The organism is Streptomyces sp. ISL-12 (genome assembly GCF_018614415.1).
GTDB lineage: Bacteria > Actinomycetota > Actinomycetes > Streptomycetales > Streptomycetaceae > Streptomyces.
Window position 1 is genome coordinate 19,076 of the sequence record NZ_JAGGOO010000018.1, and the last position, 11,217, is coordinate 30,292.

Sequence of the window (11,217 nt, forward strand, 5' to 3'; positions counted from 1 at the left end):
AGGAGTGGGCGTCGTGACCGCGGAGACCTCTCAGACGCTCGACAGGGGACTGCGTGTCCTCAAGCTGCTCGCCGAAACCGACCACGGGCTGACCGTCACCGAGCTGTCCCACCGGCTGGGTGTGAACCGTACCGTCGTGTACCGGTTGCTGGCCACTCTGGAACAGCACGCCCTCGTCCGCCGTGACCTGGGCGGCCGTGCCCGGGTGGGGCTCGGGGTACTGGGCCTGGGCCGCCAGGTGCACCCCCTGGTACGGGAGGCGGCGATGCCGGCGCTGCGCGCGCTGGCCGAGGACATCGGGGCCACGGCCCATCTGACGCTGGTGGACGGGGCGGAGGCGCTGGCCGTCGCCGTCGTCGAACCGACCTGGACCGACTACCACGTGGCCTACCGCGCCGGGTACCGGCACCCGCTGGACCGGGGCGCCGCCGGCAAGGCGATCCTCGCCGCCCGGGCGCAGCCGGCCACCGACCCCGGCTTCACCCTGACCGAGGGCGAGCTGGAGGCCGGGGCGTGCGGGGCGGCGGCGCCGCTGGTGGGGGTGTCGGGCGTCGAGGGCAGCGTCGGCGTGGTCATGCTCTCCGACGTGGTGCCCGAACGGGTCGGCCCCCGCGTGATGGACGCGGCCCGGGAGGTGGCGGAGGCCCTGCGGTGACCGGCTCGGAGCGGGCGGCGGAGGCGCCCTGCGGTGACGTGGCCCGGGAGGGACGGATGCGTCGCGGTGACCGGTCCGGGAGGTGGCGGGCAGGGGCGTGCTGTGGTGACGTGGCCCGGGAGGTGGCGGGCAGGGGCGTGCTGTGGTGACGCGGCCCGGGAGGGACGGATGCGTCGCGGTGACCGGTCCGGGAGCGGGCAGGGGCACGCTGTCGCGACGTGGCCCGGGAAGGTGGCCGCTGCGCGCGGCGGGCCGGCCCCCGGAGGTGGCCGTGGAGACGGCGGCAGCCCTGTGTGACCCGCCCGCGCCGGGTGCCGATCGGTGCCGCGTTAGATTGAACCCGTGCTCTCTCGTCTCACGCGCCCCCAGACCCTGGCCGTCTGCGCCCTGCCCGTCGTGGCGCTGTTCGCCACGGCGGTGTTCGCGCCGCTGCCGTTCTCCGTGGCGCAGCCCGGGATGACGGCGAACGTGCTCGGCGAGAACCGCGGCACCCCGGTGATCACGGTCTCCGGCGCCCCGGTCCGCGAGACCACCGGGCAGCTGCGGATGACGACCATCGTGGCGACCGGCCCGGACACGAGGGTCTCGCTCGGTGACGTCCTCGACAACTGGTTCGCCACCGACCGCGCGGTCATGCCACGCGACGCCGTCTACCCGAGCGGCGACGACGAGCAGGAGATCGAGCAGTACAACAAGGAGCAGATGAAGGAGTCCCAGGACACGGCCACCGCCGCCGCCCTGGGCTACCTGGACCTCGACCCCGCCGACATCGACGTCACCCTGACGCTGGCCGACGTCGGCGGCCCCAGCGCCGGGCTGCTGTTCTCCCTCGGCATCGTCGACAAGCTGGACGACTCCGACCTCACCGGCGGCCGGACCATCGCCGGCACCGGCACCATCAGCGGCGACGGCGAGGTCGGTGCCGTCGGCGGCGTACCGCTGAAGACCCAGGCCGCCCGGCGGGACGGCGCCACCGTCTTCCTCGTACCGAAGGACGAGTGCGCGGACGCGCAGGCCGAACTGCCCGAGGGGCTGCGGCTGATCCCGGTGACGACGCTGAAGGGCGCGGTCGACGCGCTGCACGCCCTGGACACCGGCAAGGGCGACGTCCCCCGCTGCTGAGCCGCCCGCCTCACCCCTCCTTCACGAACCCCTTCTCCGTCATCCAGTCCAGCGCCACCTGGTGCGGGTCCTCCCCGTCCACGTCGACCTTGGCGTTCAGCTCCCGCGCCACGTCGTTGGTCAGCGCCCGGGTCACCGGGTCGAGTACGTCGGCGATGGCCGGCCACTTCTTCATGGTGTCGGTGCGGATCATGGGCGCCGCGTTGTAGTTGGGGAAGAACTTCTTGTCGTCCTCCATCACCACCAGGTGCATGGACTCGATCCGCCCGTCGGTGGTGAACACCTCGCCGTAGGCGCAGGCGCCCTTCGCCGTCTGGGTGTAGATGATCCCGGTGTCCATCTGCGTGATGTTCCCGGCCGGCAGGCGCATCCCGTACGTCTTCTGCAGCCCCGGCAGCCCGTCCGCGCGGTTGGCGAACTCGCCCTCCACGCACAGCGTCACCGCGCCGGGGTCCTCCTTCGACAACGCGGCGACCTCGGACATCGTCCGGGTGCGGTACTTCTCGAAGTTCGCCTGGTTCATCGCCAGCGCGTACGTGTTGTTCATCGGGGCGGCCGGCAGCCAGGTCAGGCCGTTCTCCGCGTCGGCTTCCCGCACCGCCGCCCACTGCCGGTGCGGGTCGGGGACCGGCTCGCTGTTGCCCAGGTACGTGATCCAGGCGGTGCCGGTGTACTCGTAGGTGGCGTCGGCGTCGCCGTTCTCGACGGCCGCCCGGGTGCCGACGGAGCCCTGGATGCCGGTGCGGTCCAGTACCTCGGCGCCGGCCGCCTCGAAGGCGATGCCCATGATCGCGCCGAGGATCAGCTGTTCGGTGAACTCCTTGGAGACGACGGTGAGGTCGGCGCCCTCCAGCGGCCTGCCCCGCCCGATGGTGCCCGGTTCGACGTCGTCGGCCATGGGGGAGCCGCTGGTCAGCCCGCAGCCGGTGATCATCACACCGGCGAGCACCAGGCACAGTGGCCGCCTCATGTGCCCGCCTCCAGACCCCGGGGCCGCAGCAGCAGTTCGGCCAGCGAGGCCAGCCAGTCCACCAGCAGGGCCAGGGCGACGGTGAGCACCGAGCCCAGCACCAGGACCGGCATCCGCTGGCTGGTGATGCCCGTGGTGATCAGCACCCCGAGGCCGCCGCCCCCGCCGAACGTCGCCAGGGTCGCCGTACCGACGTTCAGGACCAGGGCCGTGCGCACCCCCGCCAGGATCAGCGGGACGGCGAGCGGGAGTTCGACGCGGGTGAGGACGCCGAAGGGGGACATGCCGATGCCGCGGGCCGCCTCCAGGAGGGTGGGGTCGTTGGCCTTCAGGCCCGCGATGGTGTTGGACAGCACCGGCAGGATCGCGTAGACGATGATGCCGATCAGGGCGGCGCGGCGGCCGATGCCGAGCCAGATCACCAGCAGCGCCAGCAGACCGATCGCCGGGGTGGCCTGGCCCGTGTTGGCGAAGGCGAGGGCGACCGGGGTGGCCTTGCGGAACATCCGGCGGGTGAGCAGGACGCCCAGCGGGATCGCGATGATCAGGACGAAGAAGGTGGAGATCACGGTGAGTTGGACGTGCTGCCACAGCGCCTTGGTGACCTGGCCGCCGGACAGGGCGTTCTCGCTCAGCGCGTCCAGGTCGGCCTGCCGGAACCACAGCCAGGTCGCCAGCAGCACGCAGACCAGCACCACCGGCAGGAAGGTCAGCTTCCGCCAGCCGATCCGGCGCCGGGTGGCGGCCGGGGAGGGCGGGGGAGCGACGGTGTCGGTCTCCGTCGCGTCGTCGGCGTCGTCGTCCGTGACGGCGGCCGGCGGGCCGTCGCCGGGCCGGGGGAAGCGGGAGGCAGGGCACATCACGCCGGCGCCTCCCCGGTGGGCGGTCCGAAGCCCTCCTGCTCGGCGTGGGTGCGGTCGGCCCGCGCCTCCTCCAGGTCGTGTTGGTGCTCCAGCGCGTCCAGCCGGTCCGCCTCCAGGAGTTCGTGCACGGAGTTCATCAGCGTCTCCATGTCGACGACGCCCTCGTACTGGCCGCGCCGCCCGGTGACCGCGACCCGCCCCGCGTTGTCGGTGAGCACCGCCTCCAGCGCGTCCCGCAGCGTGGCGTCCCGCGTCACCGTGTCGTGCACCAGCGCCCCGGCCCGCGCGAGCGACCCCTTGGCCCGCATCAGATCGCCGCGCCGCAGCCACTTGTAGGGGCGCCGCCGCTTGTCCAGCAGCAGGATCTCGTTGCTGCCGCTGTCCCGCAGCCGGTCGAAGATGTGCTGGAGCGGGTCGTCGATGGTGACCGTCGGGTAGTCGGTGATGCCGACGTCCCGTACGCGGGTGAGGTTGAGGCGTTTCAGGGCCGCCCCGGCGCCGACGAAGCCGGAGACGAAGTCGTCGGCCGGGTTGGTGAGGATCGCCTCCGGGGTGTCGAACTGCGCGATGTGCGACTGCTCGCGCAGCACCGCGATCCGGTCGCCGACCTTGATCGCCTCGTCGAAGTCGTGGGTGACGAAGACGATCGTCTTGTGCAGCTCCCGCTGGAGGCGGATCAGCTCGTCCTGGAGGTGGTCCCGGGTGATCGGGTCGACCGCGCCGAACGGCTCGTCCATCAGCAGCACCGGCGGATCGGCGGCCAGCGCCCGCGCCACGCCCACCCGCTGCTGCTGGCCGCCGGAGAGCTGGCGGGGGTAGCGGCCGTGGAACTCGCCCGGGTCCAGGCCCACCAGGTCGAGCATCTCCTCCACTCGGTCCCTGATTCGCGCCTTCGACCAGCCGGTCATCCGGGGCACGAGGGCGATGTTCTGGGCGACGGTCATGTGCGGGAAGAGGCCGGAGGACTGGATGGCGTAGCCGACCTTGCGGCGCAGCCGCACCGGGTCGATGTCGGTGACGTCCTCGCCGTTGATGCGGATACGGCCGCCGGACGGCTCGATCAGCCGGTTGATCATCTTCAGGGTGGTGGACTTGCCGCACCCCGAGGGGCCGACGAAGACGACCGTCTCGCCCGCCCCGATCTGCATGGAGACGTTGTCCACGGCGGGCTGCGGGTTGCCGTGGTAGCGCTTGGTGAGGTTCTCCAGCTCGATGGTGGCCCCCGTGGCGGAGGCGGCGGTCGGCTCAGGCACGGATCCCCCTGGGAATGGTCAGCCGTCCCAGCAGGACGTACGCGGCGTCGAACAGCAGCGCCAGGACGATGATCCCGAGCGTGCCCGAGAGCACCTGGTTGAGCGCGTTCTCGCTGCCCAGCGAGGCGATCCCGCGGAAGATCTCGTTGCCGAGCCCGGGGCCGGAGGCGTACGCGGCGATCGCCGCGATGCCCATCAGCATCTGCGTGGAGACCCGGATGCCGGTCAGGATCGGCGGCCAGGCCAGCGGCAGTTCCACCCGCAGCAGCCGGGCCGGGCGCGACATGCCGATGCCCTTGGCCGCGTCCACCAGCGCCGGGTCGACGCCGCGCAGCCCGACGATCGCGTTGCGCACGATCGGCAGCAGCCCGTACAGGGTCAGCGCGGTCACCGTCGGCGGCACGCCGAGCCCGACGACCGGGATGAGCAGACCGATCATGGCCAGCGACGGAATGGTCAGGATCGTCGAGGTGGCCAGGGTCGCCAGGTTCCCGGCCCACTCGCTGCGGTAGGTGACCACTCCGATCGCGACGCCCAGCACGGTCGCCACCACCATGCACTGGAAGACGGCGCTGGCGTGCTGCCCGGCGTCCGCGAGCAGCTGCTGGTGGCGGCTGCCGAGGAACTCCCAGAAGTTCACCGCCGCTCACCACCTCGTCGTCCAGGTCGCTCACCGGTCCTCGGCCGCCTGCTCCACCAGCGGGATGACCCGCAGGGGGACGGGATTCTCCATGACGATCGCCGTGGCGGCCCGGACGATGCCATCAAAACCGACAACCCGGTCGATCACCCGTTGGAGATCGGCGTTGGAACGGGCCACCAGCCGGCACAGCATGTCGTTGGCGCCGGTGGTGGTGTGCAGCTCCAGCACCTCCGGCACGGACGCCAAGTGCGCCCGCACATCGGCCCCTTGACCCTGCCGGATCTGCAGGGTGGCGAACGCGGTGACGGGGTAGCCGAGCGCCGCCGGGTCCACCTCCGGCCCGAACCCGCGGATGACTCCGTTCGACTGAAGCCGCTCCAGCCGCGCCTGCGCCGTGCCCCGGGCGACCCCCAGCCGCCGGGACATCTCCAGCACCCCGATCCGCGGCTCCCGCGCCAGCAGCGTGATGATCCGCCCGTCCAGCCGGTCGATCCCCATCCGCCCCCGCCTCCCATCTGGTCATGTTGTACAGATCGCCCGGCCTGACCGCCGTAGCACTGGTCAGACTGCCCAGGGAAAACGCGAACTATTGCGCACCTTGCGGACCCGGAGGACCCTGCGGCTATGACGCAGACCACACCCCGCACTCCCGACACCGCCCGGCAGGCCGACCCCTTCCCGGTCAAGGGAATGGACGCGGTCGTCTTCGCCGTGGGCAACGCCAAGCAGGCGGCGCACTACTACTCCGCCGCCTTCGGCATGAAGCTGGTCGCCTACTCCGGACCGGAGAACGGCAGCCGCGAGACCGCCTCGTACGTCCTGGAGAACGGCTCCGCCCGCTTCGTGTTCACCTCCGTCATCAAACCGTCCACCGACCACGGCCGCTTCCTCGCGGCGCACGTGGCCGAGCACGGCGACGGCGTGATCGACCTCGCCATCGAGGTCCCCGACGCCCGCGCCGCGCACGCCTACGCCGTCGAGCACGGCGCCCGCTCGCTCGCCGAGCCGTACGAGGCCGAGGACGAGCACGGCACGGTCGTCCTCGCCGCGATCGCCACCTACGGCGAGACCCGTCACACCCTGGTCGAACGCACCGGCTACGACGGCCCCTACCTCCCCGGCTACGCCGCCGCCGACCCGATCGTCGAGCCCCCCGCCGACCGCACCTTCCAGGCCGTCGACCACTGCGTCGGCAACGTCGAACTCGGCCGCATGGAGGAGTGGGTCGGCTTCTACCACCGGGTCATGGGCTTCACCAACATGAAGGAGTTCGTCGGCGACGACATCGCCACCGAGTACAGCGCCCTGATGTCCAAGGTGGTCGCCGACGGCACCCTCAAGGTCAAGTTCCCGATCAACGAGCCCGCCGTCGCCAAGAAGAAGTCCCAGATCGACGAGTACCTGGAGTTCTACGGCGGCGCGGGCGTCCAGCACATCGCGCTCAACACCAACGACATCGTCGGCACCGTGCGCACCATGAAGGCGAACGGCGTCCAGTTCCTGGACACGCCCGACTCCTACTACGACACCCTCGGCGAGTGGGCGGGCGAGACCCGCGTCCCCGTGGACGTGCTGCGCGAGCTGAGGATCCTGGTCGACCGCGACGAGGACGGCTACCTGCTCCAGATCTTCACCAAGCCGGTCCAGGACCGCCCGACCGTCTTCTTCGAACTCATCGAACGCCACGGCTCCATGGGCTTCGGCAAGGGCAACTTCAAGGCCCTCTTCGAGGCGATCGAGCGGGAGCAGGCCAAGCGCGGCAACCTCTGAAGGACGGTCCGCTATCCCGAGGGCGGGCTCTCCACCGAGGGCTCGCCCAACTCCGCCAGCACCTCCCGCGCCCGAGGCCCGTCCAACGGTGAGAACCACGGATTGATCCGCAACGCCTCCTGAAGATGCCGCCGAGCCGCCCCGTACCGCCCCACCTCCCGCTCGATCACCCCCCGGTGGTACACGTACGCCGCACTCCGCACCCCACCCCCACGCTCCCCGTCCGTCGCCCGCACCGCGTACTCCAGCGCCTCCCCGGCCCGCCCGTCCCGGTACAGCGCCCACCCCAGCGCGTCCGCCACGGCGGTGGACGGCTGCCGCCGCCACTCGGCCCCCAGCCGCCGCACGGCCGCCGCCGCGTCCCCGTGCGCCGCCTCGAACCGCCCCAGCACCAGTTCCTCGTCCGCCCCGCCCGCGGCGGCGGCCCGCACCCGCTCCCGCAGCAGGTCGTACTGGACCCGCGCGGCCCGCCCCAGCCCCAGCGACTCGTACAGCTCGCCCAGCTCCAGCGCGTCCTCGGGGCGCGGCTGCCGGTCCAGCGCCGCCTGGTACGCCGTGAGCGCCTCAGACGTCCGCCCCAGCGCCGCCAGCGCACGCCCCTGCCCGGCCTGCGCGGCCCGCTGGCCGGGATCGGTGCGCAGCGCCTCCCGGAAGTACCGCAGCGCCTCCTCCCGCTCACCGCGCTCGAACGCCAGCCGCCCGGCCTGCTCCAGGTACGCCGCCCGCTCGGCCGGCGTCCGGGCCACCGCCACCGCGTCGGTGATCTGCGCCACCGCGTCCTCCCGCCAGCCCCGGTCCCGGTAGACGGCCGCCTTCCGCGCCCGCACCGCCGCCGCACCCGGCCGCAGCTTCACGAGCCGCTCCAGCGCCCGCCCCACCGCCTTGTGGTCGCCGAGCCCGGTGTACGCGTCGATCAGCACCGCCTGCGTGGTCCACCGCTCCGGCGCCAGCCGCCGCGCCGCCTCCCCCCACCGCTTCGCCCCGGGGAAGTCCCGCCGCGCCACCGCCAGCGCGGCCAGCCCCTCCAGGGCGGCGGGCGACTTCTCCAGCCGCAGCGCGGTGCGCAGCGCCTCCTCCGCCTTCGGGAAGCGCGCGGGGTCCGCCGTCCGCCGGCCCTGCTCGACGTAGGCGGCCCCGAGCACCGCCCACGACCGCGCGTCCCGCGGGTGCGCCCGCACCTGGGCCTCCCGCTCGGCGATCAGCACCGCCAGACCCGGCAGCGCGGCCGGCGCCCCGGCGGCCACCGCGTCCTGCGCCAGGGCGGCCGGGCCCGGCGCGGGCGCCGCGACCGGGTCCGGCGGCCACAGCGTCCCGGGCAGCAGGGACGGTGCGACGCCGAGTACGGCGCACCCGGCCACCGAGGCGATCAGCCACCGCCGCCACCCGGCCCGACGCCGCTTAAGTCGGATTGTCATACCGCACACTGTGCGCCCGTACGGCCAGGACACCCGCGCAGGCGAAGGGCGGTGCCGACGGGGTTCACACCGATGGCCCCCGGTGCCACCCTGAGGATCATGAGCCGTATCGAAGCGCCTCGCGACGAAGACACCGCGACGACCGGCAACCTCCTCGACCGGCTGCTCGGCGGGCTGCCCGCCGACGCAGTCCTCGCCGACCCCGATGTCACGGCCTCCTACGCCCACGACATGGCGAGCTTCTGCCCGGCCGGCACCCCCGCCGTCGTCGTCCTGCCGCGCACCGTCGAAGAGGTCCAGCACGTCATGCGCGTCGCCACCGAGCTGCGCGTCCCCGTCGTCCCGCAGGGCGCCCGCACCGGACTGTCCGGCGGCGCCAACGCCCACGACGGCTGGATCGTGCTCTCCCTGACGAAGATGGACCGCGTCCTGGAGATCAACCCGGTCGACCGGATCGCCGTCGTCGAGCCCGGCGTCGTCAACGCCACGCTCTCCCGCGCGGTCGAGGAACACGGCCTCGCCTACCCGCCCGACCCCTCCAGCTGGGAGATGTGCACCATCGGCGGCAACATCGGCACCGCCTCCGGCGGCCTGTGCTGCGTCAAGTACGGGGTGACCGCCGAGTACGTCCTCGGCCTCGACGTCGTCCTCGCCGACGGCCGCCTGCTGAGGACCGGCCGCCGCACCGCCAAGGGCGTCGCCGGGTACGACCTCACCCGCCTCTTCGTCGGCTCCGAGGGCTCCCTCGGCATCGTCGTCCGCGCCGTCCTGGCCCTGCGCCCCAAGCCGCCCGCGCAGCTCGTGCTGGCCGCCGAGTTCGCCTCGGCGGGCGCCGCCTGCGACGCCGTGTGCCGGATCATGGAGGGCGGGCACGTCCCCTCCCTCCTCGAACTGATGGACCGTACGACCGTCAAGGCCGTCAACGACCTGGCCCGCATGGGACTGCCGGAGACCACCGAGGCCCTCCTCCTCGCCGCCTTCGACACCCCCGACGCGGCCGGCGACCTCGCCGCCGTCGGCGCGCTGTGCGAGGCCTCCGGGGCCGCCCAGGTGGTCCCCGCCGACGACGCCGCCGAGTCGGAACTGCTGCTCCAGGCGCGGCGGCTGTCGCTCACCGCCCTCGAAGCGGTCAAGGGCACCACGATGATCGACGACGTGTGCGTGCCCCGCTCCCGGCTCGGCGACCTCCTCGACGGCGTCGAGCGGATCGCCGGGAAGCACCGCCTGTCCATCGGCGTCTGCGCCCACGCCGGCGACGGCAACACCCACCCCACGGTCTGCTTCGACGCCGCCGACCCCGACGAGTCCCGCCGCGCCCGCGCGTCCTTCGACGAGATCATGGCCCTCGGCCTGGAACTCGGCGGCACGATCACCGGCGAACACGGCGTCGGCGTCCTGAAGAAGGAATGGCTCGCCCGCGAACTCGGCCCGGTGGGTCTTGAGATGCAGCGGGCGGTCAAACAGACCTTCGACCCGCTGGGCATCCTCAACCCCGGCAAGCTCTTCTGACGAGATCACCGGGAAATCGTTCCGAAGTGTGTGAAGCCTCTGCGTGAGGTCGCCCGGAAAGGGGCGGGAAGGGCGGGACCGGCGGTGCGGGATGCGCCGGTCTGATAGATGTGGACCCCTCCATACCACCACCGAGCAGATACGGGACGACGGACATGAGCGCCCCAACCCCGGCCCCGGGCGACGACAAGCCCCGCGAAGGGTATTACCCGGACCCGTCCATTCCTGGATATGTCCGGTACTGGAACGGTGCCTCCTGGGTACCGGGCACCAGCCGCCCGGCGCCCGAGGACGGCGAACCGCTCGCCCCGCCGCCCGGCGTGCGGCCCGCCGGCCCCTCGGTGGAGGAGACCGGCCCGCACTTCTTCGACGAGGACCCGGCCGACGAGCCCGCCCCGGTGGCCTCGACGCGGGCGGAGCAGCACGGCAGCCGCCCCGAGCCCGCCTCGGCCTGGGGCGCCGGCCCCGCCCGCCAGGCGGGCCCCGGCCCCGGCACCGGCCAGGATCAGCAGCCCGCCTGGCCGTCTCCCCAGGGGGCCGACCCGAGGGTGCCCCGGCCGTCGGCCCCCGTGGACGGTCCGGGCCGGGACGGTACGGCGACCGCGCCGGCCGGCGGGCCCGGGGAGGAGTCCGACGGCACGGTCCTGTTCCGGCGCCCCGGCGCCGCCGCGGGACGGCAGCCGACGCCCGCGCGGGGACCGGCCGCCGCCCCCGGGGGTGACGACGACCCGGGCACGATGAAGTTCCGGGCGGTCTCTCCGGGCGGCCCCCGGCGCCCGAACCCGTCCCCGGCCCCGGCCCCGACCGCCCCCCGCGACCTCCCCGGCACGGGCGCCCCCGCCGCGCACCAGGGCCCCGCCGCCCAGCCGGCCCCGGCGCCCCACCAACCCCTTCCCGCCCAGCAGACCCCCGCCAGCCACCAGCCCCCGACGGCCCCCTCCGGTCCCCAGCTGACCCCGGGCACCGTCCCGGCCCAGTCCCCGGCACCCGCCGCCCCGGCACCCGCACCCGCCGCCC

The 11,217-nt window shown here is 73.4% G+C and carries 11 protein-coding genes; 5 read left to right on the plus strand and 6 right to left on the minus strand.

What is annotated here, in order from left to right; all coding sequences use genetic code 11:
• Positions 1–13: 13 nt before the first annotated feature.
• Both J7I94_RS05360 and J7I94_RS05365 read left to right on the plus strand, forming a co-directional pair.
• Complete coding sequence (locus tag J7I94_RS05360) at positions 14–655, plus strand: IclR family transcriptional regulator (protein ID WP_215165510.1); 642 nt, start codon at positions 14–16, stop codon at positions 653–655.
• A 342-nt stretch (positions 656–997) separates the two neighbouring features.
• Entirely contained in the window at positions 998–1,777 is a 780-nt protein-coding gene (locus J7I94_RS05365; RefSeq protein ID WP_215165512.1) for a S16 family serine protease, read from the plus strand.
• Positions 1,778–1,787: 10 nt separating this feature from the next.
• Here the strand turns inward: J7I94_RS05365 and J7I94_RS05370 are convergent, their stop codons facing one another.
• Genes J7I94_RS05370 through J7I94_RS05390 form a run of 5 tightly spaced genes read right to left on the minus strand, consistent with a single transcriptional unit; the run spans position 1,788 to position 6,004 of the window.
• Positions 1,788–2,747, minus strand: coding sequence for a glycine betaine ABC transporter substrate-binding protein (locus J7I94_RS05370; protein ID WP_215165514.1), 960 nt, complete (start codon positions 2,745–2,747; stop codon positions 1,788–1,790).
• A complete protein-coding gene (locus tag J7I94_RS05375; protein ID WP_215165525.1) occupies positions 2,744–3,607 on the minus strand; it encodes an ABC transporter permease in 864 nt (287 codons plus the stop codon). The genes J7I94_RS05370 and J7I94_RS05375 overlap by 4 nt, the downstream gene beginning before the upstream one ends.
• The gene (locus tag J7I94_RS05380) at positions 3,607–4,863 is read right to left on the minus strand and encodes a betaine/proline/choline family ABC transporter ATP-binding protein (protein ID WP_215165515.1); all 1,257 of its coding nucleotides are present in this window, start codon (positions 4,861–4,863) and stop codon (positions 3,607–3,609) included. The genes J7I94_RS05375 and J7I94_RS05380 overlap by 1 nt, the downstream gene beginning before the upstream one ends.
• A complete protein-coding gene (locus J7I94_RS05385) occupies positions 4,856–5,503 on the minus strand; it encodes an ABC transporter permease (RefSeq protein ID WP_215165516.1) in 648 nt (215 codons plus the stop codon). The genes J7I94_RS05380 and J7I94_RS05385 overlap by 8 nt, the downstream gene beginning before the upstream one ends.
• Positions 5,504–5,533: 30 nt before the next feature.
• Positions 5,534–6,004 (minus strand): Lrp/AsnC family transcriptional regulator, encoded by a 471-nt coding sequence (locus J7I94_RS05390; protein WP_215165518.1) that lies wholly within the window; start codon positions 6,002–6,004, stop codon positions 5,534–5,536.
• A 126-nt stretch (positions 6,005–6,130) separates the two neighbouring features.
• Here J7I94_RS05390 and hppD point away from each other — a divergent pair, with 126 nt between their 5' ends.
• Complete coding sequence (hppD, locus tag J7I94_RS05395; protein WP_215165520.1) at positions 6,131–7,276, plus strand: 4-hydroxyphenylpyruvate dioxygenase; 1,146 nt, start codon at positions 6,131–6,133, stop codon at positions 7,274–7,276.
• Between the two features lie 11 nt (positions 7,277–7,287).
• Here hppD and J7I94_RS05400 read toward each other — a convergent pair whose 3' ends face one another.
• Positions 7,288–8,691, minus strand: coding sequence for a lipopolysaccharide assembly protein LapB (locus tag J7I94_RS05400; RefSeq protein ID WP_215165521.1), 1,404 nt, complete (start codon positions 8,689–8,691; stop codon positions 7,288–7,290).
• Positions 8,692–8,790: 99 nt separating this feature from the next.
• Here J7I94_RS05400 and J7I94_RS05405 point away from each other — a divergent pair, with 99 nt between their 5' ends.
• Together J7I94_RS05405 and J7I94_RS05410 are read left to right on the plus strand one after the other, a co-directional pair.
• A complete protein-coding gene (locus tag J7I94_RS05405; RefSeq protein ID WP_215165522.1) occupies positions 8,791–10,200 on the plus strand; it encodes an FAD-binding oxidoreductase in 1,410 nt (469 codons plus the stop codon).
• A gap of 155 nt (positions 10,201–10,355) precedes the next feature.
• Positions 10,356–11,217 (plus strand): DUF2510 domain-containing protein (locus J7I94_RS05410; RefSeq protein WP_215165523.1); only part of this gene is annotated, 862 nt, incomplete at its 3' end.

Bases quoted from the DNA above. Each gene is read 5' to 3' on its own strand.
- J7I94_RS05405 (WP_215165522.1), top strand. From the start codon at position 8,791: ATGAGCCGTATCGAAGCGCCTCGCGACGAAGACACCGCGACGACCGGC.
- J7I94_RS05390 (WP_215165518.1), bottom strand. From the start codon at position 6,004: ATGGGGATCGACCGGCTGGACGGGCGGATCATCACGCTGCTGGCGCGG.
- hppD (WP_215165520.1), top strand. From the start codon at position 6,131: ATGACGCAGACCACACCCCGCACTCCCGACACCGCCCGGCAGGCCGAC.
- J7I94_RS05400 (WP_215165521.1), bottom strand. From the start codon at position 8,691: ATGACAATCCGACTTAAGCGGCGTCGGGCCGGGTGGCGGCGGTGGCTG.
- J7I94_RS05375 (WP_215165525.1), bottom strand. From the start codon at position 3,607: ATGTGCCCTGCCTCCCGCTTCCCCCGGCCCGGCGACGGCCCGCCGGCC.
- J7I94_RS05370 (WP_215165514.1), bottom strand. From the start codon at position 2,747: ATGAGGCGGCCACTGTGCCTGGTGCTCGCCGGTGTGATGATCACCGGC.